The sequence below is a fragment of the Croceicoccus gelatinilyticus genome (assembly GCF_018398395.1).
Taxonomy (GTDB): Bacteria; Pseudomonadota; Alphaproteobacteria; order Sphingomonadales; family Sphingomonadaceae; genus Croceicoccus; species Croceicoccus gelatinilyticus.
In genome coordinates this window covers 38,244-64,108 of the sequence record NZ_JAHCBF010000004.1, presented here as the reverse complement: position 1 = coordinate 64,108, position 25,865 = coordinate 38,244, and the positions used below count along the sequence as shown (strand labels likewise).

At 64.0% G+C, this 25,865-nt stretch carries 24 protein-coding genes, 1 tRNA gene and 1 pseudogene; 18 read left to right on the top strand and 8 right to left on the bottom strand.

Going from position 1 to position 25,865, the window contains the following annotated elements:
• The first annotated feature begins 6 nt into the window (after positions 1 to 6).
• The 5 genes from KIH45_RS09665 (at position 7) to KIH45_RS09645 (ending at position 4,422) form a co-directional block, all read left to right on the top strand.
• Positions 7 to 825 (top strand): TIGR04222 domain-containing membrane protein, encoded by an 819-nt coding sequence (locus tag KIH45_RS09665; RefSeq protein WP_213175805.1) that lies wholly within the window; start codon positions 7 to 9, stop codon positions 823 to 825.
• Positions 826 to 869: 44 nt separating this feature from the next.
• Entirely contained in the window at positions 870 to 1,616 is a 747-nt protein-coding gene (gene trmD, locus KIH45_RS09660; protein WP_213175804.1) for a tRNA (guanosine(37)-N1)-methyltransferase TrmD, read from the top strand.
• Entirely contained in the window at positions 1,613 to 1,981 is a 369-nt protein-coding gene (gene rplS, locus KIH45_RS09655; protein WP_225899812.1) for a 50S ribosomal protein L19, read from the top strand. The genes trmD and rplS overlap by 4 nt, the downstream gene beginning before the upstream one ends.
• A 69-nt stretch (positions 1,982 to 2,050) precedes the next feature.
• A complete protein-coding gene (locus KIH45_RS09650; RefSeq protein WP_337925449.1) occupies positions 2,051 to 3,244 on the top strand; it encodes an APC family permease in 1,194 nt (397 codons plus the stop codon).
• Between the two features lie 80 nt (positions 3,245 to 3,324).
• Positions 3,325 to 4,422 (top strand): branched-chain amino acid aminotransferase, encoded by a 1,098-nt coding sequence (locus tag KIH45_RS09645; RefSeq protein WP_213175803.1) that lies wholly within the window; start codon positions 3,325 to 3,327, stop codon positions 4,420 to 4,422.
• A 12-nt stretch (positions 4,423 to 4,434) separates the two neighbouring features.
• On the opposite strand, the gene KIH45_RS09640 is transcribed toward KIH45_RS09645, so the two are convergent.
• Entirely contained in the window at positions 4,435 to 6,024 is a 1,590-nt protein-coding gene (locus KIH45_RS09640; protein WP_213175802.1) for a peptide ABC transporter substrate-binding protein, read from the bottom strand.
• Between the two features lie 114 nt (positions 6,025 to 6,138).
• Positions 6,139 to 7,203 (bottom strand): DNA topoisomerase IB, encoded by a 1,065-nt coding sequence (locus KIH45_RS09635; protein ID WP_213175801.1) that lies wholly within the window; start codon positions 7,201 to 7,203, stop codon positions 6,139 to 6,141.
• Between the two features lie 98 nt (positions 7,204 to 7,301).
• On the opposite strand from KIH45_RS09635, the gene KIH45_RS09630 reads away from it, so the two are divergent.
• Positions 7,302 to 7,376, top strand: a tRNA-Gln gene (locus KIH45_RS09630).
• Between the two features lie 221 nt (positions 7,377 to 7,597).
• Here the strand turns inward: KIH45_RS09630 and KIH45_RS09625 are convergent.
• The 3 genes from KIH45_RS09625 to KIH45_RS09615 all read right to left on the bottom strand — a co-directional run bounded on the left by KIH45_RS09625 (position 7,598) and on the right by KIH45_RS09615 (position 12,186).
• Positions 7,598 to 8,977 carry an NAD-dependent succinate-semialdehyde dehydrogenase gene (locus tag KIH45_RS09625; protein WP_213175800.1) on the bottom strand — a complete coding sequence of 460 codons (1,380 nt, stop codon included), beginning with the start codon at positions 8,975 to 8,977 and terminating at the stop codon, positions 7,598 to 7,600.
• A 324-nt stretch (positions 8,978 to 9,301) separates the two neighbouring features.
• On the bottom strand, positions 9,302 to 10,342 hold the full coding sequence (locus KIH45_RS09620) for a copper resistance protein B (RefSeq protein ID WP_225899811.1): 1,041 nt from the start codon (positions 10,340 to 10,342) through the stop codon (positions 9,302 to 9,304).
• A complete protein-coding gene (locus KIH45_RS09615) occupies positions 10,339 to 12,186 on the bottom strand; it encodes a copper resistance system multicopper oxidase (RefSeq protein ID WP_213175799.1) in 1,848 nt (615 codons plus the stop codon). The genes KIH45_RS09620 and KIH45_RS09615 overlap by 4 nt, the downstream gene beginning before the upstream one ends.
• Positions 12,187 to 12,236: 50 nt before the next feature.
• On the opposite strand from KIH45_RS09615, the gene KIH45_RS09610 reads away from it, so the two are divergent.
• Together KIH45_RS09610 and KIH45_RS09605 are read left to right on the top strand one after the other, a co-directional pair.
• Entirely contained in the window at positions 12,237 to 12,515 is a 279-nt protein-coding gene (locus KIH45_RS09610) for a metal-sensitive transcriptional regulator (RefSeq protein ID WP_213175798.1), read from the top strand.
• A 74-nt stretch (positions 12,516 to 12,589) separates the two neighbouring features.
• Positions 12,590 to 12,799 carry a hypothetical protein gene (locus KIH45_RS09605; RefSeq protein WP_213175797.1) on the top strand — a complete coding sequence of 70 codons (210 nt, stop codon included), beginning with the start codon at positions 12,590 to 12,592 and terminating at the stop codon, positions 12,797 to 12,799.
• 10 nt (positions 12,800 to 12,809) lie between these two features.
• Here KIH45_RS09605 and lldD read toward each other — a convergent pair whose 3' ends face one another.
• The gene (gene lldD / locus KIH45_RS09600; protein ID WP_213175796.1) at positions 12,810 to 13,952 is read right to left on the bottom strand and encodes an FMN-dependent L-lactate dehydrogenase LldD; all 1,143 of its coding nucleotides are present in this window, start codon (positions 13,950 to 13,952) and stop codon (positions 12,810 to 12,812) included.
• A gap of 78 nt (positions 13,953 to 14,030) precedes the next feature.
• On the bottom strand, positions 14,031 to 14,915 hold the full coding sequence (locus tag KIH45_RS09595; RefSeq protein ID WP_213175795.1) for a hypothetical protein: 885 nt from the start codon (positions 14,913 to 14,915) through the stop codon (positions 14,031 to 14,033).
• A 161-nt stretch (positions 14,916 to 15,076) separates the two neighbouring features.
• On the opposite strand from KIH45_RS09595, the gene bioF reads away from it, so the two are divergent.
• From bioF to KIH45_RS09570, 5 genes and pseudogenes are all read left to right on the top strand, one after another.
• On the top strand, positions 15,077 to 16,237 hold the full coding sequence (bioF, locus tag KIH45_RS09590; protein WP_213175794.1) for an 8-amino-7-oxononanoate synthase: 1,161 nt from the start codon (positions 15,077 to 15,079) through the stop codon (positions 16,235 to 16,237).
• 14 nt (positions 16,238 to 16,251) lie between these two features.
• Complete coding sequence (locus KIH45_RS09585) at positions 16,252 to 16,863, top strand: alpha/beta fold hydrolase (protein WP_213175793.1); 612 nt, start codon at positions 16,252 to 16,254, stop codon at positions 16,861 to 16,863.
• A pseudogene (locus tag KIH45_RS19525) lies at positions 16,818 to 17,279 on the top strand (methyltransferase domain-containing protein); the annotation flags it as partial. The gene KIH45_RS09585 and the pseudogene KIH45_RS19525, both read left to right, overlap by 46 nt.
• A 350-nt stretch (positions 17,280 to 17,629) precedes the next feature.
• Complete coding sequence (gene bioD / locus KIH45_RS09575; RefSeq protein ID WP_213175791.1) at positions 17,630 to 18,262, top strand: dethiobiotin synthase; 633 nt, start codon at positions 17,630 to 17,632, stop codon at positions 18,260 to 18,262.
• Positions 18,259 to 19,527, top strand: coding sequence for an adenosylmethionine--8-amino-7-oxononanoate transaminase (locus KIH45_RS09570; RefSeq protein WP_213175790.1), 1,269 nt, complete (start codon positions 18,259 to 18,261; stop codon positions 19,525 to 19,527). The genes bioD and KIH45_RS09570 overlap by 4 nt, the downstream gene beginning before the upstream one ends.
• On the opposite strand, the gene bioB is transcribed toward KIH45_RS09570, so the two are convergent.
• The gene (gene bioB / locus KIH45_RS09565; RefSeq protein ID WP_337925448.1) at positions 19,467 to 20,522 is read right to left on the bottom strand and encodes a biotin synthase BioB; all 1,056 of its coding nucleotides are present in this window, start codon (positions 20,520 to 20,522) and stop codon (positions 19,467 to 19,469) included. The genes KIH45_RS09570 and bioB overlap by 61 nt on opposite strands.
• A 284-nt stretch (positions 20,523 to 20,806) precedes the next feature.
• On the opposite strand from bioB, the gene KIH45_RS09560 reads away from it, so the two are divergent.
• From KIH45_RS09560 to asnB, 5 genes are read left to right on the top strand one after another with little or no spacing between them, the layout of a single operon-like run.
• Positions 20,807 to 21,208, top strand: a complete 402-nt coding sequence (locus KIH45_RS09560) for a hypothetical protein (RefSeq protein WP_213175788.1) — start codon at positions 20,807 to 20,809, stop codon at positions 21,206 to 21,208.
• The gene (locus KIH45_RS09555) at positions 21,201 to 22,625 is read left to right on the top strand and encodes a sodium:solute symporter family transporter (RefSeq protein WP_213175787.1); all 1,425 of its coding nucleotides are present in this window, start codon (positions 21,201 to 21,203) and stop codon (positions 22,623 to 22,625) included. The genes KIH45_RS09560 and KIH45_RS09555 overlap by 8 nt, the downstream gene beginning before the upstream one ends.
• Entirely contained in the window at positions 22,622 to 22,744 is a 123-nt protein-coding gene (locus tag KIH45_RS19360; RefSeq protein ID WP_273544153.1) for a hypothetical protein, read from the top strand. The genes KIH45_RS09555 and KIH45_RS19360 overlap by 4 nt, the downstream gene beginning before the upstream one ends.
• Positions 22,741 to 23,832 (top strand): aspartate/ornithine carbamoyltransferase family protein, encoded by a 1,092-nt coding sequence (locus tag KIH45_RS09550; protein ID WP_213175786.1) that lies wholly within the window; start codon positions 22,741 to 22,743, stop codon positions 23,830 to 23,832. The genes KIH45_RS19360 and KIH45_RS09550 overlap by 4 nt, the downstream gene beginning before the upstream one ends.
• Before the next feature lie 57 nt (positions 23,833 to 23,889).
• Positions 23,890 to 25,833: an asparagine synthase (glutamine-hydrolyzing) gene (gene asnB / locus KIH45_RS09545; protein WP_213175785.1), complete on the top strand. Its 1,944-nt coding sequence runs from the start codon at positions 23,890 to 23,892 to the stop codon at positions 25,831 to 25,833.
• Positions 25,834 to 25,865: the final 32 nt, after the last annotated feature.

Sequence of the window (25,865 nt, the reverse complement as noted above, 5' to 3'; positions counted from 1 at the left end):
AGGGCGATGAACGGGATCAATCCGCTGGACTGGGACGCGGCAGAGTTCCTGATCCTCTATGCTTTCCTCATGCTCGTCACGCTGGTCCTGCGCACGATGATCGCGAACTTCGTGCGGGGTGATGGTTTCAACGGTACGCTGAAGGATGCGGACGAGATCGCGATGATCGCGGGCGGGCGGCAGCGTTTTGGCGAGGCGGTGGTCGCGCGCATGTTGGCTACCGGCATGCTGGAAATGCCCCGGCGTGGCCGTTTCGCGCCCGGCACGCGGCCTGCGAACCCCACCAGTGCCGAGCGCGCGGTCTTTGCCATGGGCTCTCGCATCAAGTGGACCAAGGTGATGGCGGCGCTGCGCGACAACGCGCAGCAGCTTGAGGAACGGCTGGTCAGCCGCGGCCTGATGATGGGCGACGGAGAGGTCTGGCAGGTGCGCCTGCTGCAATCGATCCCGTTCCTGTTTCTGCTCGGCTTTGGCTGGATGCGCGTGAAAGTCGGCGAAATGCGCGGGGAATCGGTCGGCATCCTGACGATCATGATGATTATCGCAGCACTGATCGGCATCGGTCTGCTCTTCAAGGTCGACCGCGCCACGAAGGCTGCGCGGGCCGAACTGGCATCACTGCGCGCCACGAACGATCGCCTGCGCCGCGCGCCCTTGTCGGAAGAGACCGGCATGGCGGTGGCGCTGTTCGGCACGCCGGTGCTGGCGGGCACGATGCTTTCGGACTTTCACCGGATGCGCAGCAACGATTCCAGTGGCGGTTGTGGATCCTCCGACGGAGGCGGCGGTTGCGGGGGTGGTGGTTGCGGCGGGTGCGGCGGCTAGCTAGCGCCTAGCCAGTTCGCGCCTTTTCGACTAACCGGCGCGCCATGACTTTCGCCGCGACCGTCCTGACCCTTTACCCCGAGATGTTTCCCGGGCCCCTGGGCGTCAGCCTTGCAGGCCGCGCGCTCGATGCGGGCAAGTGGTCGATGGACGCGGTGCAGATCCGCGATTTCGCCACCGACAAGCATCGCACCGTTGACGATACGCCCGCAGGCGGCGGCGCGGGCATGGTGCTGAAGGCCGACGTTCTGGCCTCTGCCATCGACCATGCGCGGGGCAAGCAACCCGACGCGCCGGTGATCGCCATGACCCCGCGCGGAAAGCCGCTGACGCAGGCGCGCGTGCGCGAACTGGCGGCAGGGCCGGGCGTGACGGTGCTGTGCGGCCGGTTCGAGGGTTTCGACGAGCGTATCTTCGAAGGCCGCGAGGTCGAGGAAGTCTCGGTCGGCGACATCATCCTGTCGGGCGGAGAGTGCGCGGCGCTGATGCTGCTCGACGCTTGCATTCGCCTGCTTCCCGGAGTAATGGGCGCGGCTTCAAGCGGAGTCGAAGAGTCGTTCGAAAGCGGCCTTCTCGAATATCCGCATTTTACCCGACCTGTCGAATGGGAAGGGCGCACGATCCCTGAAGTGCTGCGATCGGGGGATCATGCGAAGATCGCGGCGTGGCGAAAGCAACGCAGCGAAGACGATACACGGTTACGCAGGCCGGACCTTTGGGAACGTCATATCGGCGTTCGGGACCAGTCTGCCTCTGGCGCGCGGCGAAAAGACGAAGGTACAGGCAAATGAACCTGATCCAGCAGCTCGAGGCGGAAGCAATCCAGGGCCTCGGCAAGGACATTCCGGAATTCCGTGCGGGTGACACCGTGCGCGTCGGCGTGCGCGTCGTTGAAGGCACGCGTGAGCGTGTCCAGAACTACGAAGGCGTCGTCATCGCCCGTTCGAACCGCGGCATGGGTTCGAACTTCACGGTTCGCAAGATCTCGTTCGGCGAAGGTGTCGAACGTGTCTTCCCGCTCTACTCGCCGAACATCGATTCGATCACCGTCGTTCGTCGCGGTGTCGTTCGTCGTGCGAAGCTCTATTACCTGCGCGGCCGCACCGGCAAGCGCGCTCGTATTGCCGAGCGCAAGACGGTTCGCGAAGACGCATAAGCGCTACGCGACAGGTAAAACGAACAAAGGCGGTTCCCCCGGGAGCCGCCTTTTTCGTATGAGGCGAGCGTGAACGATACCGGCGAGACGAAGAAAGCATTGGGCCTGCCCGGCGCATGGGCGATGGCGGTGGGCGGCATGATCGGCGGGGGCATCTTCTCCACGCTGGGCGTCGTCATTCAGGTCGCGGGCCAGTGGGCATGGGCAAGCTTTCTCATCGGCGGGCTGATCGCGTGGTGTTCGGGCCACTCCTATGCCGAACTGACTGTGCGGCGGGACCAGCCGGGCGGATCCTATGGTTTTCTGCGCGACATTGGGCAGACGACCATTGCCCGCTGGCTGATGTGGGTGCTGATCGCGGGCTATACGCTGACCGTTGCGGTCTATGGTTTCACTTTCGGGGCCTATGCCGCCAACGCACTGGGCGCGCCCGGCTGGGCGGCTTCGGCGGCGGCGGTCGCGGCCATCGCGATCCTTGCTGGCGTGAACCTGCTGGGCGCGACACAGGCGACGATCGTCGAGCTGATCGCGGTCTTCGTGAAACTGGCGATCCTGCTCGGCCTTGCGGGGCTGGGCATCTGGCACTGGGCGCCCGAACAACTCGTGCTGGAGACGGGCGATCCCGTCGGACCTCTGGGTGCGCTGGCGGGGGTGGGCGTGGTGTTCATGGCCTACGAGGGATTCCAGCTCCTCTCCTACGACTATGACGAGATGAAGGACGCCAAGCGCACGATCCGCCGCGCGATGAGCCTTGCGATCATCGCGACCTGTGCGACTTACGTGGCCGTGGCGCTGGGCGCGACGATGCTGGCCGGCGCGCCCGAGATTGTCGCGAAGGAAGAAGTCGCGCTGGCAGAGGCGGGCCGCGCGGCACTGGGCACGTTCGGCTTCGTCGCAGTGTCGATCGCAGCGGCCTTCTCGACAGCATCGGCCATCAACGCGACCGTTTTCGCCACCGCGCGCCTTGCGGGCGAGGCGGCGGGCGACAGCGAGCTTCCCGCCGTTTTCGGCAAACGCAACGCGCGCGACGTGCCTTACGCGGGCGTGCTGGTCATCTCGGGCGTGGCCATGGTGCTGGCCGTCGTCGGCGGAATCGCGCAGCTGGTCGAAGGGGCGAGTTTCGTCTTCCTCGGCGTCTTTGCGCTGGTCAATGTGCTCGCGTGGCGGGGCAGGGTGCGGATGCGCTGGTTGAGCGGGCTGGGCGCGGTTACCTCGCTGCTCGCGGCAGTGGCGCTGGTGCTCTATGTCGCAGGGCTTGCCTGAACGCGCGCCAAGGCTTGCGCCGCGCTTGCCAAGGGCCTAACCGGCCCATTCGAAAAACCACAGTGATCAGGACGAACCCCATGGCGAATACCGCCGAAAAGCCCCAGTTCGCACGCATTCCGCACCCGGCCCCGACTTCGGATGCCGATCGCGCTGCGGTATTGGCGAACCCCGGCTTTGGGACGCAGTTCACCGATCACATGGTCGTCGTCGACTGGAAGGAAGGCGAAGGCTGGCACAACGCAACTGTCGGTCCGCGCCAGCCGATCCCGCTCGATCCGGCGGCGTCGGTCCTGCACTACGCGCAGGAAATCTTCGAAGGTCTGAAGGCCTATCGCCACCCCGACGGCAGCACCGCGCTGTTCCGTCCCGAACAGAACGCACAGCGTTTCAACCGTTCGGCCGACCGTCTCGCCATGCCGAACATCCCCGAAGAGATGTTCCTTGCCGCGATCGACGCCCTGCTCGAAGTCGACGGCAACTGGATCCCGGATGGCGCGGGCGCATCGCTGTATTTGCGCCCCTTCATGTTCGCGGACGAGGCGTTCCTCGGCGTGCGTCCGGCCAAGAGCTACAAGTTCATCGTCATCGCCAGTCCTGCGGGCAACTACTTCAAGTCGGGCGCGCCCGCGGTCTCGATCTGGGTGTCGAGCGACTATACCCGCGCGGCGCCCGGCGGCACCGGCGCTGCCAAGTGCGGCGGCAACTATGCCGCCAGCCTTGTGCCGCAGGCCGAAGCGATCGAGCGTGGGCACGACCAGGTCGTCTTCCTCGACGCGGTCGAGCGAAATTGGATCGAGGAACTGGGCGGCATGAACCTGTTCTTCGTGTTCGACGATGGCCGCGTCGTCACTCCGCCGCTTTCGGGCACGATCCTGCCGGGCATCACGCGCGACAGCTTGATCGACCTGCTGCGCGAAGAGGGCCTGAACGTCGTCGAGGAACGCTACTCGATCGACCAGTGGCAGGCCGATGCACAAAGCGGAAAACTGGTCGAATGCTTCGCTTGCGGCACCGCCGCCGTCGTCACGCCGGTCGGGCGCGTCGTCGGGCGCGACCGTGACTTCACCGTCGGTTCGGGCGGTCCGGGCCAGATCACCGGCAAGCTGAAGGCGACGCTGACCGGTATCCAGCGCGGCGAAGTCGAAGACACGCACGACTGGGTGCGCCGCGTCTGATCGCGCAGCGCCTCAGTTCGAGGCGAGCGACATGAACTTGTAGACGTGGTTGCCACTGACCGAGTGGCCCCAGCCTTTCACCCGCGGATCCACCAGGTAGGTCTGCGAATAAGTGAACAGCGGGATCAGCGGCTGCTGCTTCAGCATCAGGCGTTCCGCATCCTGCAGGATGCCAAGGCGCTTTTCACGGTCGGCTGTATTGCGCGCCTGTCGGATCAGCGCATCGAAATCGGCATTGCGCCAATTCATGTCGTTGCTCAGGCTATCGGATTCGAAGGAATCGAGCAGCGCCATGGGATCATTGTAGTTCGCGACCCAACCTGACCGAGCCACCTCGAAATCGCCCTCGGCAATGGAGTCGAGATAGTCCTTCCAGTTCTGTTCGCGGATCACGACCTCGATACCGAGCTTCTGCTTCCACATTGCACCGATCATTTCCGCGATGCGGCGGTGGCGGGTCATGCGGTTGATGAGCAGGTCGATCTGCGGAAAATCGGTAGGGTCCTCGAACCCGGCCTCTGCCAGCAGGCGTTTTGCTTCGGCAAGGTCGGACTGCGGCGCGTCCATCGCCTCGTAATCGGCCATGCCGGGCGGGATCATGCCGCCAAGCGGACGTTCCGCGCCGCCCATGACTTCCTCGATCAGGACGTCACGGTCGATCGCCAGCGCCAGTGCGCGCCGCACGCGCGGGTCGTCGAACGGCTTCTTCTCGACATTGAAGACATAGGCATAAGTGCCAAGTAGTTCATCGGTATAAAGGCTGTCAGGCCGGGTCTTGCGCAGTTCGGGGATGGCGTCGACCGGCACTGTGCTGGTGACGTGAAGCTTGCCCTTCATGAAGGCGGCCATTTCGGCCTCCGGCTCTTCGATCGGGATGAAGCGGATCGCGTTCAATCTCACGTTCTGCGCGTCCCAGTACTGCGGATTGCGTTCGACAAGAACGTAATCGTGCAGCTTCCACTCACTGAGCAGGAACGGGCCGTTACCGACGTAAGACCCTGCATCGGCCCAACGGTTCGTTCGGCTGTCGACCGCGCCGCCGGCCTCCACCGCAGAGCGGTTCACCGGAACGAAGTTCGTGCTCGCCAGCATCGGCAGGAAGTAGGGGGTGGGTCCCTCCATCTCCACGATCAGGGTGTGCGGATCGGGCGCTGAAACACCGACATCGGCGAAATCCTCGATCTCGCCGTGGTTATAGGCACGCCCGCCGCGAATGACATGGAGCAGTTCCGCGCCTTCCACTTCCAGTTCGGGCGAAAGCGCGCGTTTCCAGCTGAAGATGAAATCCTGCGCGGTGACGGGGGTCCCGTTGCTCCACTTCGCGCCCTTGCGAAGCTTGAAGGTCCAGCGTTTGAACTCTCCGTCGTGGGACCATTTCTCGGCCACGCCGGGGCGGACCTTGAAGCTGTCATCGGGGTCCTGCACGACCAGCCCTTCGCTCAGCGCGCGGACGATGTTGTCTTCGGGAAGCCCGACCAGCAGGTGGGGGTCCAGCGTCTTGGGATCCGTGCCGTTGCCGACAAGCAGTATCCCGTCGCGCGCCGCACGATCGGTATCAGTCTCCGTCGCGCCGCAACCGGTAAGCGCCAGCGCACACGCCACCAAGGCGAAAATACGTTTTATGAAACCAGCCCCCCTGTTCTTCACAGATTACTCGCAAGTGCCCGACCCTTGCAAGTACTTTGGGGATAAACCTTTTTTCAGATTTTGTTAACTTCAGGCCGCGGCTGAAAGCGTGATTTCCCCACATCCGTCAAGAAGCGCGACAAGCCCGCGTTCTTCCCGGCTCAGCCACTGGGTCCTGCGCGGCAGCGACAGCGATTCCCGCCATGCCTGCTGCCGGTCGACAAGGTCGATGACGGCGGGGTGGATATAGCTGCGACGGGCCACGGCAGGAGTGTTGCCAAGCCGGTCGGACACGACTTCGAGAAGGGCCTTGATGGTCATCTGATCTTCGGCCTGGGCCAGGGTGGCAAAGGCAAGGCAGCTGGCATGGAAAGTGCGGAAATCCTTGGCGCTGAAATCCTCGCCCATCGTTTCGCGCAAGTAATCGTTCACGTCGCAAGAGCGGACGGGATGCGCCTCGCCGTCGTCGTCGACGTATTGGAACAAATGCTGGCCGGGCAGTTCCTGCAAACGGCGCACGAACTTGGCGAGGCTGCGATCGGTCAGCGTGACTTCGCGCTGCTTGCCCGATTTGCCCTTGTAGTGGAGCGTCAGGCGCTGGCCTTTCACCTCGGCATGGCGCTGGCGTAGCGTGGTTGCGCCGAAACTCTTGTTCTTCTTCGCATAGGCCTCGTTGCCGATGCGCACTTGCCCCAGGTCGAGCAGGCGAACGATGCAGGCGATGGTGTGCTGGCGCGTGAGGCCGCCGGCGCGAAGGTCGTCCTCCACTCGCTTGCGGATTAGGGGCAGGGCATTGCCGAAAGCGACGGTGCGGTCGAACTTCTCGCTCTCGCGCTCGGCCCGGAAACGGGGGTGATAGCGGTATTGCTTGCGCCCGCGCGCATCGATGCCGGTGGCAAGGATGTGGCCATTGGGCGCGGGGCAGAACCATGCATCGGTATAGGCAGGGGGCAGGGCGATGGCGTTCAGCCGGTCGATTTCATCGCGGTCGGTGATGCGACGCCCCTTGGGATCGGTATAGGACCAACCGCGCCCGCAACGGCGGCGCGCGATGCCGGGCAGCGAATCGTCGACAAAGACCAGCCCGCCGGTGCCCCCTCCGCCGGTCTCTGAGCCGCCGTTCGCGTTTTCCGCCTTTTTCGAATGCTTTGCCATGATCGAAGGGGCAACGGTGCAAGTGGCACGCCGGTTCCTGCACCCGCCCCCTTTTCATCCGCGCCCGCCGCGCTATATGGGCCCATCCGAACGGATGATGGGGCGTAGCCAAGCGGTAAGGCACCGGTTTTTGGTACCGGCATGCGCAGGTTCGAATCCTGCCGCCCCAGCCAGTTCGGATAGAAGGTCCCGCCACGCAACCGTGGGCGGAGCGATCACTCCTTGAGCAGGTCGAGCGCGACGTCGACGATCACGTCTTCCTGCCCGATTGCAGGTCGGTGGGGCCATGACTACGCAGGTGCGTAGATCGCTGGCCCCAAGCTTGACCAAGACTATCGGTTTAGCATGCCGAAAATCCAATCCCGAAGAAGACGGGGAAAGTGCGCCCCAAGAATCAGGCCGCGACCTTGATGGCCTTGGCGTTCACGAACTCCTTCAGGCCCTCGGGACCATGCTCTCGCCCGTAACCTGAATCCTTCACACCGCCGAACGGCAGGCTTGGCGAGGCAACGTCGAAGCTGTTGATGAAGACCATGCCGGTGTCGAAGTGTTCGGCAGCAAGCTCTTTTGCCTTTTCAACGTCCTTGCTGAAGATGCCGCCGCCAAGGCCGTAGCGGCTGCTGTTGGCGATACGCATCGCGTCGCGATCATCCTTCGCCTTGATGATCGAAGCGGCGGGGCCGAACAGCTCGTCCTCATAGGCGGGTTGGCCGGGGGCGACGTCGGCAAGAACGGTCGGGGGGTAGAACCAGCCGGTCCGGTTAGGGATCTTGCCGCCGGTGACGAGGCGTGCACCCTTGGCGACGCTTTCTTCAACCTGCTCGTGCAGCTTCTCTCGCTGGGACTTGCTGACCATCGGGCCAAGCTGGGTGTCGTCTTCGGTCGGATCGCCGACCTTCAGAGCTTCGAACTGTTCGGCATAGGCTTTGACGAAGGCATCGTAATTCGCCTCGGTCACGATAAAGCGCTTCGCATTCACGCAAGTCTGCCCGTTGTTGTAGATCCTGCCTGCGACACAGGTTTTTACGGCAACGTCGAGGTCGGCATCATCGAGCACGAGATAAGCGTCGTTCGAGCCTAGCTCGAGCACGGTTTTCTTCACTTGCGCGCCAGCCTTGGCGGCAATGTGACGACCGGCCTTGTCGCTACCCGTCATCGTCACGCCGCGGACCAGATCGTGTTCGATCACCCGATCGGACTGATCGTGCGTGATGAAGAGAACGCCGAACAGGCCCTTGGGCAGGCCCGCTTCTTCGTAAAGATCGCGCAGGAATGCCCCGCTGCCGGTGCAGTTTTCGGCATGCTTCAGCAGGACGCCATTGCCGGCCATCAGGCTGGAGACAGAGTAACGCACGGCCTGATAGGCGGGGAAATTCCACGGCTGGATGCCGTAGATCACACCGACTGGCGCGTGCGAGACGAAGGCATTGGCACCGTCGACTTCGCGCTCCTCGTCGGCCAGCACTTCGGGGCCGTGTTCGGCGGTGTAGTCACAGATGGCGGCGCAAAGCTCTATCTCGTCGCGGCTGTCGCCGATCAACTTCCCGACCTCGCGGGTCATCAACTGCGCGAATTCTTCCTTCTTCTCGCGCAGTTTCACGCCGATGGCGGCGATCACTGAAGCGCGATCATCCAGATCGCGAAGCCGCCATTCTTGGAAAGCGTCATGGCTGGCCTTGATAACCGCATCCGCTTCGTCGTCGGTCATGTAAGGGTAAGTCGCGATTACCTCTTCTGTCAGAGGGTTCGTGGTGGTGAGATGTTTGTCTGGCATGAAATGTCCTGTCGGATGTACGCCCTCATGCTCGCGCAATTCGTGGTGGATGGCGCCGCAAAGGGCACGGCATCGACCGATCGCCGCGATGTCAGAAAGGGCAGTCGTTTGCAGTCTGGTTCACTGGACCAAAGCATTGTCGTCCGAACCGTTCCGACCGCACGCCCAAACAGGGACGAGCCGACAGCGATTTGTGCTGGAACGCAGGTGACGGCTCAGCACCGGGGTAAGGGCAGGCGGCGACAGATAGAGCCATTTGGCACGCGCAGCATGAGAGAAGCGCCTAGCTGTCAGATGCTCCCACTGTCGGAACGCTCTTTCCGATCAATACCAGAGGCGCAGGCCTGCGACGAAGGCGGTTGACGATGTCGCGTCCCCGTCGGCACGGGCGTAGTCGGCGCTCTTGCCCAGCTTCCAGTGCTGTTCGACGCCGATGTATGGCGCAAATTCGCGGTTGAAGTGATAGCGCAGGCGAAGGCCCGCCTCGATCGCGTCGATGCCTGAACCGATGCCAAGTTCGGGGATGTCCTGCGCGGAGAGCGATAGCTCCGCTCGCGGTTGCAGGATCACGCGCTGCGTCACGCGCTGGTCCAGTTCGGCCTCGATCTTGGCCGTCAGATCGCCTTTGTTCGACAGGAAGGCGGCGGCGTCTACTTCGAACATGTAGGGTGCAACGCCCTGCACACCGATCACGGCATGGGTACGGGAAGGACCGGTGAGATCCTGCCTCACACCGGCCTGAAGGTCGAACCACGGGCCGATGGCGCGGCTGTAGAGGGCCTGGATCTCGGCATCTTCCACGCCTTCACCGAATGCGCCTTCGCCTTCGGACTTCAGCCAGAACTTGTCGAGATCACCGCCGTAGTAGCCCTGCACGTCCCAGAGATAGCCGTCGGGGCCGTCCTTTGCCTGATACTCGAGCCTGTCGGCCTGCAGCCACAGGACGGGCATTCCGCTGGTCTCGTGCACGAGCGCGCTACGGCTGGCCGCCATGGCATCTGCACCCCAGATGGCGTCGGCGGCATTGGCGGGGCCGGTTGCGGTCGACGGCGGCACGGCGGTACCCATCGGCATCGCACCGTGGTTCATGGTCGAGTGGTCCATCTCCCCGTGGTTCATGGTGGCGTGGTTCATGGTGGAATGGTCCATCTCGCCGTGGTCCATGGTCGAGTGGTCCATCTCGCCGTGGCTCATGGTGGAGTGATCCATCTCCCCGTGGTCCATGGTCGAGTGGTCCATCTCGCCATGATCCATGGTGGAGTGATCCATAACCGGCTCTTCGCCATCGGCCTCCTGCGCCGATGCCGCTGCGGGAAGGGCGAGGGCTGCGAGCACGAGCGGCAGCATGCTCACGGCGCGGTTCATTCGCCGTTCTCCGGGAAATCGACCGAGACGATCTGAAACATCCCCGAATGCATGTGGTAGAGCAGGTGGCAGTGAAACGCCCAGTCGCCCGGCTCGTTCGCGGTGAGGTCGAAGCGCGCGCTGCCGCCGGGTTGTACGATCACGGTATGTTTGAGCGGCTGGTGCATCGCGTTCGCGCCGTTGACCAGTTCAAAGAAGTGGCCGTGCAGGTGGATCGGGTGCGCCATCATAGTGTCGTTGACGAGCTTTACCCGCACACGCTCGTTAAAGCCGAAGCGGATCGGTTCGTCGGTCACGGCGCTGAACTTCTTGCCGTCGAACGACCACATGTAGCGTTCCATGTTGCCGGTAAGATGGATCTCCATCTCGCGCGACGGGGCGCGGTGGTCGGGGTTCATCTTGAGTGCAACGAGATCGCGGTAATTCAGCACGCGGTGGCCAACGTCCGACAGGCCGATGCCCGGATCGCCCATGCGGTCGACAGGGTTCATCGCGACCATGTCGATGCCGGGGCCGACCTTGACGTCATCGGGCAGGAGCGAGGTATCGCGCATCGAGTGACCCGACATGTCCATCGCGCCGCCAGCCGTGGCGCCGTGATCCATAGAGCCGTGATCCATCGAGCCCATGTCCATCGAGCCGTGGTTCATCGAGCCATGATCCATGGAACCGTGATCCATCCCCGACATGTCGCCGCCCGATCCGTGATCCATGCCGCCCATGCCCATATCGGCCATCGTCAGCAGCGGCGGATCGCGTAGCGCGGGGACTTCGGCACGCGCACCGGGGCGGCTGGCCAGCGTCGCCACGGCCATGCCCGAACGGTCCATCGCCTCTGCCACGATCGTATGCGCCTCGCCCGTCGGCTCGACCACGATGTCGTAAGTCTCTGCCGTGCCGATCTGGAATTCGTCGACCTCGACCGGGCGCACGTTCTGGCCGTCTGCGGCCACGACCCACATCTTCACGCCCGGAATACGAATGTTGAAGAAACTCATCGCGCTGCCGTTGATGACGCGAAGGCGCACGCGCTCACCCACGTTGAACGCGTATTCCAGCCCTTCTTCCGGCCCGTGCCCGTTGGCGAGGTAGGTATAAGTCGAACCCGTCACGTCGAGAATGTCGGTCGCCATCATCCGCATGCGCGCCCACATCCGGCGATCGGACCCGTCCAGCCGATAATCGTCGGTCCAGCTCGTCTGCTGATAATTGAAGTAGCCTTCGCCCTTCTTCAGCTTGTCCATGATCGTATGCGGGTGGAGCGGGGTGAACTCGCTCAACAGCAGGACATAGTCGCGGTCCGCCTGCACCGGATCGGGCCCGGCCGGATCGATGACGAGCGGGCCGTAGTGACCGGCCTGTTCCTGCAGGTTGGAGTGGCTGTGCCACCAGTAGGTGCCCGACTGCCGCACGGTGAAATCGGCGACGAAAGTCTGGCCCGGCGCGATGCCGGGAAAGCTGACACCGGGGACGCCGTCATACTGGAACGGCAGCAGCAGCCCGTGCCAGTGGATCGAGGTATCTTCTGCAAGCGTGTTGGTGACGGCAAGCTGGACATGCTGCCCTTCCTTCAACCGAACCAGCGGGCCCGGAACGCTGCCGTTGACGGCAAAGGCATGGCCCTGCCGCCCCTGAACCATCTGCATCCCCTGTCCGACGGTCAGGTCGATGCGGTGGCCCGACACCTCGTCGAAACCCTTGCGGACGTGCGCGCCGTTCATGTCTGCCCCGCGCGCCCATGCCGGTACCGAGAACGCAGCCGTTGCGACCGCGCCCGATTGCAGGCCACGGCGCAGGAAAGATCGGCGGGAATGGGGTGAAATCAGCGAGGGCTTGATTGTCATGACAATGCGGTTCTAGATACCCCCCGAGGGTATTTCAAGCGAGACACGCAATGGCGCACTGCAAGGACAACACGGCCGTGGTGAACCGCCTGCGCCGGATCGAGGGGCAGGTGCGCGGCGTGGCGCAGATGGTGGTCGACGACCGCTACTGCATCGACATCCTGCATCAGGTCCAGGCGATCAAGGTCGCGCTGGGCCGGGCCGAGAGCGAGATCCTGAAAAACCACGCAGCGCACTGCGTTGCCGAGGCCATTGCCAGCGGCAGCGAGGACGAACAGCGCGAAAAGTTCGGCGAACTGATCGACCTCATCGAAAAGGCCAAGCGATAAGGCGCCCGGCTTCAGCCGATCTTAATCGTCTGCGCATATCTTACGGACGGGATCTTGGACGAGGGTTTTGTTTAATGTTCGACGAGCACGCACGCGTGTTGCGCTATTATTGCTGGTTCTCCGCCGGGCTGGTCGCCCTCGGTTTCGTGATCGAGGGGCTGAAATCCCCTGCGGGCGTTGAACCTGCTGCGGCGTTCCTGCTACTCGTCATCTCCGGCTTGTGTGAGGCGATGGCCTTTGCGGAATGGCGCAGCGACCGCGTCCTAGAAAGCAGGCGCTCCTGACCGCGTAACGCTATTCGGCGAGGATCGAACGGTCGATCTGGTCGATGCGGGTGACGCCGGTAAGGGACATCGCAACCCGCATTTCCGCATCGATCAGTTTCAGCACGTGTTCGATGCCGGCCTGCCCGCGCGCACCCAGCGCATAGGCCCAAGCCCGTCCGATCAGTACGCCCTTTGCGCCCAGCGCGAGCATCCTTACGACGTCGAGCCCCGATCGAATGCCGCCATCGGCCAGCACGGTCAGCCGGTCGCCGACCGCATCGGCGATCGGTGGCAAGGCATGTGCGGTCGAAAGCACGCCATCGAGCTGACGGCCGCCGTGGTTCGACACGACGATCCCGTCCGCGCCCAATTCCGCGGCTTCGCGCGCGTCATCGGGGTCGAGCAGGCCCTTGATGATCAGCGGCCCGTCCCACTCCGCCCGAATGAAGTCGAGATCCTTCCAGTTGATCGAGGGATCGAAATTGTTGCGCATCCACGCGAAGAAGTCCTCGATCCCGGACTGATCGCCCAGCACAGGCTCGACATTGCCCAGTGAATGCGGCCGCCCCATCACGCCGACATCCCAAGCCCAGTGCGGCTTCAAAGCGCCCTGAAAAGTGCGCCGGAGCGCGCCTTTCAACCCTGCGGCCCCGGCGAGCCCGGAATGATAGTCGCGGTACCGGCTTCCCGGCACCGGCATGTCGACCGTGAACACCATTGTCGAACATCCAGCGGCGCGGGCACGGGCCATAAGGTCGCGCATGAAGGCGCGGTCGCGTATCATGTAGAGCTGGAACCAGAACGGTCTGGTTGCGGCGGCTGCCACTTCCTCGATGTTGCAGGCCGACACGGTCGATAGCGTGAAGGGAATGCCCGCGCTTTCCGCCGCGCGCACAGCCTGGCACTCTCCGCGCCGCGCGTTGAGACCGGCCAGTCCGATCGGTGCCAGCGCGACGGGAAGCGCCAGTTTCTGACCGAAGATCTCGGTCGACAGGTCGAGGTTCGACACATCGCGCAGCACACGCTGGCGCAAGGCGATGTGCTTCAGGTCGTCGACGTTCCGTTCCAGCGTGACTTCGGCGTAGGAGCCGCCGTCGATATATTCGAACAGGAAATGCGGCAGGCGCCGTCGGGAGAGTTCGCGGTAGTCGAGTGCGGAGGCGGCGATCATGCGGACAGGTTCTGAACCCACTGCCCGTTATCGCGCAAGGCTCTTGGCACGTCTGCTGCGCAGACCTGTGCGAAGCGATCAGGCGAGCGGCAGGCGGATCGTGCGGCGCATGCCTTCGCTGGTCTCACGCTCGTGCACGATGCCGCCCGCGCGATAGACCGTGGCCTCGACCATGCGATCCGCCAGCGCCGATGCGCGTCCCGCGTATTCGTTAGCGCCGGCCTCGGTCCAGTCGATCAGGAGTTCCGCCTCCTCCATGCGCCATGCCACCGCGATCGGCGGCTGATCCGGCGTTGCATGGGCATGACGGGCCAGCGGGCTGCTCCATTCATGCAGGATCAGGGCCAGCGGAAGGGCCAGCGCACGTGAAATCGAAAGGTCTTCGCCATCCATCGCGAGTTCGGAAAGACCGGCGGCATGTGCCGTTTTCTCGGTCACGGCGCGAAGGGGTGCCTTGTCGCCATCGGCATAGAGCGTGTCGACCGCGATCAGCACGTCGATACGGTCGCAAAGCAGGCTGGCGAACTGGGAAATCGATGCGGCTTCCCTCTGGCCCAGGGTGACCAGGCCCCGCACTTGCGCAAGGATGTTCTGTAGGTTGTGCCTTTCACCCTGTTCCGCGTCCGGCTGCATTTCCTCGATCACGACGACGACGGCTCCGTCCGCTGCGGGTTGGCCCGCGCTGCACGGTTGAAACCAGAGGTCAACGGCGTGGCTGCCGTCCTCGCTCTCAAGCCTGCGTTCAAAGCGGCGTTCGCCGTTGCGCGCGACGGTGTTCACGCATTCGTAGAAAGCTTCTCCGAAGGGGGTGTCGGCTTCGTCCAGAAAGCGGCCGGGTTCGAGATCGCGGCCGGTGAAGCCGGGAACGGATGCGGCTGTGCGGGCCAGGATTTTCGCCTGCGCATCGATCACGATAGCGGCAAGTCCGCTGGAGTTTGATGAAGGTGCCGCAGCGCCCGTCATGTCGTCTATTCTCGTCCTTGCTCAACGTGTTGGGCGTCGGTAGCGGAAACATGATGCGAACATCAAGTCCATTGACCTGACGTTAAGTTCAGGGCGAGCGCCCGCCCCTGATCGCCAGTGAAACTTGCCGCGCGGCGCGACTTCGACCAAGAAGCCCCCGGATGACGAGGATCGACCCCATTTTCGAGGACCTGCTCGCGCAGAAAGCCGCGCGCGGCCTGAGCCGGACGCTGCGTTCTGCCGCGCTGGCAGGGAATGGGCGGATCGTGCGGGACGGGCGGGAAATGCTCGATTTCTCCAGCAACGACTACCTCGGCCTCGCGCGCCATCCGCTGCTGGCCGAACGCGCCGGCGAATGGGCGGCGCGCATGGGCAGCGGCAGCGGCGCATCGCGGCTGGTGACCGGCACGCACGAGGCGCACCTCGCGCTGGAGGACAAGATCGCGCGGTTCAAGGGGACCGAGGCGGCGCTGATCTTCGCATCGGGCTGGCAGGCGAACGCGGCGGTGATTCCGGCGATCCTCGCGGCAGTGCCGGGGGCGGTTGTCCTGACCGACCGGCTGAACCACGCCAGCATGCACGCAGGCTGCAATGTCGCGGGCATTCGCCAGACGCGGTTCGCGCACAACGACATGGCAGCGCTCGAAAAGCTGCTGACCGAAAACGCCGATGCGCCTGCGCGGGTGATCCTGACCGAAAGCGTCTTCAGCATGGACGGCGACCGCGCCGACATGGCAGAACTGGCGCGTCTGGCGCGGGAATACGACGCATTGCTCTATGTCGACGAGGCCCATGCGACCGGCGTTCTGGGGCCGAAAGGTGCGGGACTTTCGGCAACGGTGCCGGGCGCGGTGGACGTCACGATGGGCACGTTCAGCAAGGCGCTGGGCGGGTTCGGGGCCTATGTCGCGGGATCGCGCGTGCTGATCGACTACCTCGTCAATGCGAGCAGCGGCTTCATCTACACCACCGCGCCGCCGCCCGCCGTTCTGGGCGCGATCGATGCGGCGCTGGATCTCGTGCCGGAGATGGACGCGGAGCGCGCCCATCTTGCCGCTTTGGGCGACCGGCTGCGCGAAGGGCTGACCACGCGCGGCTTCGATGTCGCTGCGTCGAGCACGCAGATCGTCCCTGCCCTGATCGGCGAGGCCGAGGACGCACTGGCGCTTTCGGCGCGACTGGAAGAGGCCGGCATGATCGCCTCTGCCATCCGCCCGCCGACGGTGCCCAAGGGCACGAGCCGCCTGCGCCTCGCCCTGCGCGCGACGCATGGGGAAGGGGACGTCGATGCCCTGCTGGCCGCGATTGGTGAGCGGTCGTGACGGCGTTGCTGTTCATGCACGGATGGGGCTTCGATGCCTCGATCTGGTCGGGTGTCGTGAGGCATTTGTACGGGTTCGATTGCCGCTTGGCCGACCGAGGCTATTTCGGCACGCCGGTCATGGTGGAGAGCGATGGACCTTGCGTCGTCGTGGGGCACAGCCTTGGCGCGATGCACTGGCTGGCGGGCTTGCCCGAAGGGTGCCGCGGCATGGTGGCGGTGAACGGGTTCGACCGGTTCTTCGAGGGCGATGACTTTCCCGGTGTGCCGCGCCGCCCGCTGGACCGGATGATCGCGCGGCTGCCGCAGGCTCCGGCGCAAGTCTTGTCGGATTTTCGCACGCGATGCGGTGCGGATGCTGCGGCTGGGGTGCCTGAACCTGCGTCACTGCTCGCCGATCTGGAGCTGCTGCGTGACGGCGACTTCCGCGATGCTGCGGGCGGCCTGCCGGTGCTGTCTTTGCAGGGCGCGAACGATCCCCTGCTGCCCGAAGCGATGCGGGAGGCGGTATTCGCCAAGGCAAGCGTGACTCGCATGACTTGCGAGAATGCAGGCCATCTCCTCCCGCTCGAAGCGCCCGAATGGACCGCAAAGGCCATCGCCGACTTCGCGAGGGCCGCGGCATGAACGCGGTCGAACGCGACCGGATCGGCGCGGCCTTCGGTTCGGCCCGCGACTATGATCGCCATGCGCGGGTCCAGCACGATGTTGCCAGCGACCTTGCCGCGCGGATCGCCGCGCTCGACCTGCGGGACAACCCGCGCATTCTCGAGATCGGATGCGGGACGGGGTTCCTGACGCAGGCGCTGATCGATGCGGGCGTCGGCGGCGAATGGCTCGTCACCGATATAGCGCCCGCCATGGTCGACCGCTGCAAGGCGCGCGTGGAAGAGAGCGCGGAGCGGCGCTTTGCGGTGATGGACGGCGAATACGGACTGCCCGAGACGGGCGAATTCGATCTCGTCTGCTCCAGCCTCGCGATGCAGTGGTTCGACGATCAGGACATGGGCCTGGAGAGAATGCTACGCAGCGTGAAAGTCGGTGGGCATTGCCTGTTCGCAACGCTGGGCGCGGCGACGTTTGCCGAATGGCGCGCGGCGCACGAGGCGGAAGGGCTGGAAGCCGGAACCCGCCAGTTTGCGCCTGTCGAGGAACTGGAATCCATGCAATCGGATGCACGGGTCGGTGATCTGGTCGTGCAGAATCGTGTCGAAAGCCACGACAATGCGCTGGGCTTCCTGCGCAGCCTTCGCGCCATTGGGGCCGGCACTCCTCAGCCGACACATCGCCCGCTCGGCCCTGCGGAGATGCGCCGCGTCATGGCGCGGTTCGAAGAACAGGGGGCGGCGGTCACTTACGAAGTCGTTATCGGGCATTTCCGCAGGAGCGCGCCGTGAACACCATCGTCGTCACCGGCACCGACACCGACATAGGCAAGACCGTCTTCGCCGCCGCGCTGGCAGGGGCACTGGGCGCGCATTACTGGAAGCCGGTGCAGGCGGGCACCGACGACGAAGGCCGCACCGACCGCGACCGCGTGATCGAGCTTTCGGGCCTGCCGCAAGACCGTTTCGTGCCGTCCGCCTACGATCTCGCCACGCCCGCATCGCCGCACATAGCGGCAGAGATCGACGGGGTGACGATCGATCCGGCTCGGCTTGTATTGCCCGCTGTCGAAGGCCCGCTGGTCGTCGAAGGCGCGGGTGGGGCGCTCGTGCCGCTGACGCGTGACCTGCTCTACGCTGACGTCTTCGCCACGTGGGGCGCGCCTGTCGTGCTGGTGGCGCGAACCGCGCTCGGCACGATCAACCACTCGCTGCTTTCGATCGAGGCGCTGCGGTCGCGCGGGGTGCCGATCCTTGGTGTCGCTTTCGTCGGTGATGCGGTCGAGGACAGCGAGACGATCATTGCCGCCATGGGCAAGGTGAAACGGCTGGGCCGGCTGCCTTTCGTCGATCCGCTCGACGCGGCAACTTTGGCTGCGGCCTTCGGCGAAAACTTCGATCTTCAGGACTTCCGCGCATGACTTCCCCGATCTGGCATCCCTTCACCCAGCACGGACTGGAAGAGGCGATCCCGACGGTCGTGAAGGGCGAGGGCGCGCTGCTCCACACCGCAGCCGGGCGTGAGGTGATCGACGGCATATCCTCGTGGTGGGTGACGACGCACGGGCACAACCACCCGCCGATCATCGAGGCGATCCGCGAACAGGCGACGAAGCTCGACCAGGTGATCTTCGCGGGCTGGACCCACGAGCCGGCGGAAGAAGTCGCGCGCGGTCTGCGCGAGGTGATGCCCGATGCGCTGACCCGCGTGTTCTTTTCCGATTCCGGCTCCACGGCGGTCGAAGTCGCGCTGAAGATGGCGCTCGGCTATTGGCAGGCGCAGGGCGAACGGCGCGAAGGCATCGTGGTGATGGAGCATTCCTATCACGGCGACACCATTGGCGCGATGTCGGTGGGCGAGCGGGGGGTCTTCAACCAGGCCTATCAGCCGCTGCTGTTCGACGTCGCCAAAGTGCCGTTTCCAGCCGAGGGCGCAGAGCAGGCCTGCTATGACGCGCTCGACCGCGCCTGCGCGAACGGGGCGGCGGCTTTCATTGTCGAGCCACTGGTGCTCGGCGCGGGCGGGATGCTGATGTATTCGCCCGAGGTGCTGGGTGAAATGCGCGCGATCTGTGCGCGCCACGGCACGCTGTTCATCGCCGACGAGGTCATGACCGGCTGGGGCCGCACCGGCACGCTGCTGGCCTGCGAACAGGCGGGCGTCGTGCCCGACATTCTCTGCCTGTCGAAAGGGCTGACCGGCGGGGCGATCCCGCTGGCGGTCACGATGGCGAGCGAGCCGATCTGGGAGGCGCATTACAGCACTGACCGGGCCAAGATGTTCTTCCACTCGTCCAGCTACACCGCGAACCCCATCGCCTGCGCGGCGGCGGTGGCGAACCTTGCGATCTGGCGCGATGGGCCGGTGCGCGATCAGGTGGCGACGCTCGCGGAGCGGCAGGCGCAGCACCTTGCCGCGCTGGCCGCAGAGCACGAGATCGAAAACGTGCGCCAGTGCGGCACGATCGCGGCTTTCGACGTTCCGGGTGCGCAAGGCTATCTGGCCGACGTGCAGCCGCGCCTCTTGAAGTTCTTCCGCGAGAACGACCTGCTGCTGCGCCCGCTGGGCAACACCGTCTACGTGATGCCGCCCTACTGCATTTCAGAAACGCAGCTCGCCCGCGTTTACGAGGTCATTGCCTCTGCGCTGCGCTCGCTACGCGAACCGGCACACGACGGCGCCTGAGCGTCACGCGGCTCGCTCGCCGGCATCGCCTCGATGCCGAGGCGGGCGAACATGGCCGCGTCGCTGTCATCGCCCGCGTTGGGCGCGGTCAGCAGCTTGTCGCCAGTGAAGATCGAGTTCGCGCCCGCCAGGAAGCACAGCGCCTGCGTCGCCTCGCTCATCGATTCGCGCCCAGCCGAGAGGCGGACCATCGAACCCGGCATCGTGATGCGCGCGACCGCGACGGTGCGGACGAATTCGATGTCGTCGATCTTGGCGAGCGGCGTATCGGCCAGCATGTCGCCCAGCGGCGTGCCCTTCACCGGAACCAGCGCGTTAACCGGCACCGAACCGGGATGTTCGGGCAGCGTTGCCAGCGTGTGGATGAAGCCCACGCGGTCGGCCCGCGTCTCGCCCATGCCGACAATCCCGCCCGAACAGACGTTGATGCCTGCCTTGCGCACGTTCGACAGCGTATCCAGCCGGTCCTCGAACGTGCGGGTGCTGGTGATGTTGGCGTAGTTCTCGGGCGAAGTGTCGATGTTGTGGTTGTAGTAGTCGAGCCCTGCCTCGGCGAGCATGGCCGACTGTTTTTCGTTGAGCATGCCCAGCGTCATGCAGGTTTCCATGCCCATCGCGCGCACGCCTTCGACCATCTGGATGATCGCGGGCATGTCGCGTTCCTTGGGGTTGCGGAAAGCAGCGCCCATGCAGAAACGGGTCGAGCCGTGGTCCTTGGCCTGTGCGGCGGCCTGAAGCACCTGCTGCACGTCGAGCAGTTTGGTCGCCTTCACGCCGCTGTCGGCGCTGGCCGATTGCGAGCAATAGCCGCAGTCTTCGGGGCAACCGCCGGTCTTGATCGAGAGCAGGGTCGACAGCTGCACCTGGTTCGCGGGGTGGTTGTCGCGGTGCACTGATGCGGCGCGGAACACCAGTTCGGTGAAGGGCAGGTCGAAAAGCTCCGCGATCTCCTCGCGGGTCCAGTCGCTGCGGGGGGCTGCACTTGCTTGCGTCACGCTCTCGTCCTTGCACGTATTCATCAGGGGACCGCGCCTATGGCACGGGCCATTGCCAATTCGCCTGAAGCAAGGCGCACGGTCTTGCAAGCCCGATTAGTGACAGGAACATTTCATCTGCCCCCGTGCAGGGGATGAAATCGATTACGGTGGTTCACAGGCCCCACGGTGTTTGATACCCCGTGTTCCACGCTGCGGACATTCCGGGTTTCAGCGCTTTTTCATGAGGTAATCGGGGCACCAGCGGCATCTTTTTTCCATCGCGCAACTCGCGGAGAACTGCCTTGGTCGCGGCAGTATTCCTTGCGGCAGGGGGACTGCCCGCATCCGGCCTCGCGGCACCGGCTTTTGTCGACGACGGCCCCTTGGCGACAGATACGGGCCACGTTCACGTCGGCTGGACGACGGACGAACCCGTCACACTTACCCTGACCGCACCCGATGGGCAGGTCCGTCCCGTGTATAATGGGACGAACGACGGCATATTCCTGTCCGGTCTGGCCGATGGCGAATATGCGCTGAACCTCGTCGGGGAGAGCGGCGCGAAAGCTGCGCCTCTGACACTTTCCGTAAGCCATCAATCACTTGAACAGGCCTTGTGGCTTGCGGGACTGGGGGCGATCGTCTTCCTGCTGACGGTCATCGTCATCCTGCGCGGCACGCGCGGGGAGGGTGCAGATGGCTGAGGACAAGGTCTTCCTCGACCCCACTGTCGGCTGGATCCTGCTCGCGCTGTTCAGCGTGCTTTGGATCGGCCTTGGCGTTTACTGGGGCCGCCGAAACAAGAGCTTTGAGGATCACGCGCTGGCGGGCCGGAACGTCGGCCTCGCGCTTGGCACAGCGACGGCGGCTGCGACCTGGATTACGTCGAACACCACGATGCTGGCCCCGCAATTTGCGCTGCAATTGGGCATCTGGGGGATGCTTGCCTATTCCACGGCGGCTTTCGGGCTGATCCTTTTTGCACCGATGGCCAAGCGCATCCGCCAGCTGATGCCGCACGGCTATACCAGCGGCGATTTCTTCCGCCTGCGATATGGCCGTGTCGCGTGGGCGATATTCCTCGTCTTCACGCTGTTCTACTCGCTCACGTGGCTTGTCAGCATGGCGATGGCGGGCGGCATCCTGCTCGAAGCACTGGCGGGCATTGACTATGCCTGGGGGATGAGCGTCATCCTTGCCGTCTGTGTGATCTACACGATGCGCGGCGGTCTGGCCGCCGTGATCGGGACCGACTTCATCCAGTCGCTGATCATCATCGTCGGCATCTGCGTCACCGGTTTCGCGGTCTTGCAGAACGTCTCGGTCTCGGAAATCCACGCGAACCTGACCGCGACGAAGCCAGCCCTGCTCGACGTCCTGTTCCCCGCTGCGATCATGGCGATCTTCAACAACCTGCTTTTCGGCTTGGGCGAGGTGTTTCACAACAACGTGTGGTGGAGCCGCGCCTTTGCCTTCCGTGAAGGCGTCGCGTCCAGGGCGTTCCTGATGGGCGGGCTTGTCTGGTTGCCGATCCCGGTTGCCGCCGGCTTCATCGCACTGGCATCGGGCGCACTGGGCGTCGCGGTGCCGAGCGCGGACATGGTGGGCCCGCTGGTCATTGCCGAAGTGCTGGGCGGGGTGGGCGCAGTGGCGATCTTCATCGTCGTGTTCTGCTCGCTAGCCTCCAGCATCGACAGCCTGCTTGCCGCGACATCGGATCTGGTCACCGAAGATATCTGGCGCCGCCTGCTGCACCCTTCGTCCAGTGCGGACAACCTGAAGCGCACGGCCCAGTGGGTGACCCTTGGCCTCGGCGTGCTGACGTGGCTGGTCTGCCTGCCGCGCATCGGCACGCTGGCGACGGTGCTGTTTTTCGCAGGGCCGCTTGTCGGGTCGATGATCTGGCCGATCGTCACCGGCCTTTATTGGCGCAGCGCGAATACCGTTGGTGCCATCGGCGCGATGGTGCTGGGCGCAGGCGTTGGTCTCTATTTCTATTTCGCGATCGGCTTTTACGTCGCCACGTTGATTGCAACTGCCGTTTCGATGGTCTGGACGCTGGGCGCCTGCGCCCTTGCCAAGGGCCGCTTCGACTGGACCCGCCTCAAGGAGGCCGCATGACCTTTAGCGAAGGATTCCTCTCCGTCCTGATCTACGGATCGCTGATCTGGTGCGGCGTGTCCGCGCTGGGCCTTGCCGCGATGCTGATCCGCGACGGCAAGTCGGGAGAGATCTGGTGATCCGCCCGGCAAGCCAGGTCGAACACGTCGCGGACCCGCTGCGCAAGGCGGGGCGGCTGGGCAATTGCCCCGACCCGCAGAACTTCATCAATCACGATCCGAAGCTGGATCTGGAACAACTGGACCGGCTGCACGATACCTCGGTCCTTTCGGCATCGCAGTTCGACCTGCCGCTGATGCGCGAGCTGATGAAGCTTGCCGCCTATATGCAGCAGCGCAAGTTCGACGTCGGGCGGGCGCTTGAGGACAAAATTCTTGCCGCCGCCTTCTTCGAACCCAGCACGCGTACGCGCCTGTCGTTCGAAAGCGCGATGCTCCACGTCGGCGGCAAGACGCTGTCGGTCGCCGATGCCAAGACGACCGGCGTCGCCAAGGGCGAATCGATGCGCGACATCGGGCAGATGTTCAATTCCTATGCCGATGTCGTCGTTGTCCGGCATACCGAGCAGAAGAGCCTGCAGGAATTGTGCGAATACTTGCGCATCCCGCTGATCAACGGCGGCAACGGGTCGGACGAACATCCGACGCAGGCGCTGGCGGACTGGTATGCGCTGTGCAAGTGGCGGCCGGAACTGGCGTTCGGGCAATTGCCGGAGAAGTTCCGTCTGAACATCGGGATCATCGGCACGCCGGGCAACATGCGCACGGTGAAGAGCTTCCTTACTCTCGCGCTCAATTTTCACGAGAATATCAATCACATCACGATCTTCTCGGAAATGGCCGACCCGCTGGGCGATGAGATCCGCGAGATGACGAACAACAGCCCGATCGGCATCGATTTCAGCCGCAACCTGCAGCAGAGCCTCGAGTATCTCGACGTCATCTACATGAACGCTATCGCGTTTCTGGGCGACGGATACCGGTTCTTCGGAGAGGCGTTTTCGCTTTCGCAGAAAAGCCAGCTGAAGCCTGACACCGTGATCCTGCATCCGCTGGCCCGCGGCGAAGAGCTGTCGACCGACTTGGACGAGACTCAGCACAACCTTTACTTCAACCAGGCGGACGGTGCGGTCTGGCTGCGACAGGCGCTTCTGCTGGCCATTTTCGGCCGCGTGCGCCACGTGGTTCCCCGCGAATTCATCGCCTGATATCTGCCAGAACGACGGGCCCGACAGGCCCGATCACCGAAAAGGAAAGACCGACCCATGTGTGGCATCGCCGGGCTGTGGAGCCCCCACTACGACGAGCAGACGCAGGCCCATACCGAGAAGATGGCCGACCGCATGTACCATCGCGGACCGGACGGGCGCGGTTTCCTGCACGATCGGGAAAACGGCCTCGCCATGATCCACACGCGCCTGTCGATCATCGGACTGGACAGCGGGACACAGCCGATCCACGGGCGCGAGGATGACGGCACGGCGCACCTGAAGCTGACCGTCAATGGCGAGTTCTACGACTTCAAGCGCATCCGCGGCCTGCTGCGCACCGACGGCTACTGGTTCAACACGCGCTCTGACTCAGAGATCGCGATGAAGCTGTACGACAAGCACGGGCTGGACTTCGTCCACCACTTGCGGGGCGAATTCGCTTTCGCACTGTTCGATGAAAAGAAGCAGCAACTGATCATCGTGCGTGACCGTTTCGGCATCCGCCCGCTTTATTACCACAAGGGCGAGAAGGGTTTTTTCTGGGGCAGCGAGATCAAGGCGATGCTGGCCCACCCCGACGTGCCGCGCAACGTCTGCCCCAAGGCGCAGCTTCACCAGCTGATGCAGGTGATGGTCCCGGGCATGACCCTGTTCGAAGACATCCACGCGCTGAAGCCCGGGCACATGCTGATCGTGAGCCGAAAAGGCGACGATTACGAGGTCGAGGAACGCCGCTACTGGGACGCCGAATTCCCGCTGGAAGGTCAGCACGACGACCTGCCCGATGAAGAGCACATCGAGAACGTGCGTCGCGCGCTGGTGGAATCGATCACGCTGCGGCTTGAGGCAGACGTGCCGGTCGCCTGCTATCTTTCGGGCGGGATCGACAGCTGCTCGATCCTCGGCATGGCCGCCGCGATCCAGCAGTCGCCGGTGAAAGCCTTCACCATCAGCTTCGACGACGACCGCTATGACGAAGCGCACATCGCGACCGAAATGGCCGAAATGGTCGGCGCGGACCAGGACATCCTGAAGATCAAGGCCGTCGACCTTTACGGAGAGAACTTCGAGAAGGCGGTCTATTACTCCGAACGCACGTTCTACAACACGCTGGGCGTCGCCAAGATGCTGATGAGCGAACACGTGCGAAAAGTCGGCTACAAGGTCGTCATCACCGGCGAAGGCAGCGACGAACTGTTCGGCGGCTATGCCCAGTTCAAGGCCGACTACTTCCTGCACGATCCCGCCTATTCCGAGACCGCGGCGGGCGAGGACATGAAGAAGCGCAACGCGATCTTCTCAGGCAGCGTGCTGGCCGAAAAGCAGATCAGCCACCCCGCATTCGAGGAAGTCATGGGTTTTACGCCCAGCTGGATCCAGCCGTGGATGCTGGTGCTGGAACGGGTGAAGCCGCTTTTGTCGGAAGAATTCAAGGCCAAGCTGGGTGACTACGATCCGGTCGCGGCCATTGCCTACAGCCTCGATCGTTCGATGCTCGACGGGCGTCACGTGCTCGACAAGGTGCAGTATTCCTGGATCAAGACGATGCTGGAAGGCCAGATCCTCAACTGGGGCGGCGACCGTGTCGACATGGCCAACAGCCTCGAAAGCCGGCCGGCCTTCCTCGACCATCACGTCGCCGAACTGGCCTTGCGCATCCCGCCTCATGTCCGCATCCGCGACGGCATCGAAAAGTGGGTCGTACGCGAGGCGATGAAGCACGTCCTTCCCGAAGTGCTCTACAAGCGCGAGAAGTTCGCCTTCATGGCCCCGCCCGCGCATACCGACAAGGAAAAGACGGCCGAGATCGACAAGCTGATCGAAAAGTGGCTGTCGTCGAAGGAAATCGCAGAACACGGCATTTTCGACGAAGCCAAGCTGCGCGCCTCGATCGAGGATTACCGCAAGAGCGACGACCACGCGCAGAACACGCGCAAGGACATCATCCTGAACCACGCCATCGCGCTCCACGCGATAGAGGACCTGATCGAGGGCTGAGGCGCCTTCGGCTGCACCCGAAAATCGGTTCT

What these genes read in the sequence shown, in the direction of transcription:
- KIH45_RS09665 (WP_213175805.1), top strand. Translation starts at nt 7, where the DNA reads ATGAACGGGATCAATCCGCTGGACTGGGACGCGGCAGAGTTCCTGATC.
- trmD (WP_213175804.1), top strand. Translation starts at nt 870, where the DNA reads ATGACTTTCGCCGCGACCGTCCTGACCCTTTACCCCGAGATGTTTCCC.
- rplS (WP_225899812.1), top strand. Translation starts at nt 1,613, where the DNA reads ATGAACCTGATCCAGCAGCTCGAGGCGGAAGCAATCCAGGGCCTCGGC.
- KIH45_RS09645 (WP_213175803.1), top strand. Translation starts at nt 3,325, where the DNA reads ATGGCGAATACCGCCGAAAAGCCCCAGTTCGCACGCATTCCGCACCCG.
- KIH45_RS09635 (WP_213175801.1), bottom strand. Translation starts at nt 7,203, where the DNA reads ATGGCAAAGCATTCGAAAAAGGCGGAAAACGCGAACGGCGGCTCAGAG.
- KIH45_RS09625 (WP_213175800.1), bottom strand. Translation starts at nt 8,977, where the DNA reads ATGCCAGACAAACATCTCACCACCACGAACCCTCTGACAGAAGAGGTA.
- KIH45_RS09620 (WP_225899811.1), bottom strand. Translation starts at nt 10,342, where the DNA reads ATGAACCGCGCCGTGAGCATGCTGCCGCTCGTGCTCGCAGCCCTCGCC.
- KIH45_RS09615 (WP_213175799.1), bottom strand. Translation starts at nt 12,186, where the DNA reads ATGACAATCAAGCCCTCGCTGATTTCACCCCATTCCCGCCGATCTTTC.
- KIH45_RS09610 (WP_213175798.1), top strand. Translation starts at nt 12,237, where the DNA reads ATGGCGCACTGCAAGGACAACACGGCCGTGGTGAACCGCCTGCGCCGG.
- KIH45_RS09605 (WP_213175797.1), top strand. Translation starts at nt 12,590, where the DNA reads ATGTTCGACGAGCACGCACGCGTGTTGCGCTATTATTGCTGGTTCTCC.
- lldD (WP_213175796.1), bottom strand. Translation starts at nt 13,952, where the DNA reads ATGATCGCCGCCTCCGCACTCGACTACCGCGAACTCTCCCGACGGCGC.
- KIH45_RS09595 (WP_213175795.1), bottom strand. Translation starts at nt 14,915, where the DNA reads ATGACGGGCGCTGCGGCACCTTCATCAAACTCCAGCGGACTTGCCGCT.
- bioF (WP_213175794.1), top strand. Translation starts at nt 15,077, where the DNA reads ATGACGAGGATCGACCCCATTTTCGAGGACCTGCTCGCGCAGAAAGCC.
- KIH45_RS09585 (WP_213175793.1), top strand. Translation starts at nt 16,252, where the DNA reads ATGCACGGATGGGGCTTCGATGCCTCGATCTGGTCGGGTGTCGTGAGG.
- KIH45_RS09570 (WP_213175790.1), top strand. Translation starts at nt 18,259, where the DNA reads ATGACTTCCCCGATCTGGCATCCCTTCACCCAGCACGGACTGGAAGAG.
- KIH45_RS09555 (WP_213175787.1), top strand. Translation starts at nt 21,201, where the DNA reads ATGGCTGAGGACAAGGTCTTCCTCGACCCCACTGTCGGCTGGATCCTG.
- KIH45_RS19360 (WP_273544153.1), top strand. Translation starts at nt 22,622, where the DNA reads ATGACCTTTAGCGAAGGATTCCTCTCCGTCCTGATCTACGGATCGCTG.
- asnB (WP_213175785.1), top strand. Translation starts at nt 23,890, where the DNA reads ATGTGTGGCATCGCCGGGCTGTGGAGCCCCCACTACGACGAGCAGACG.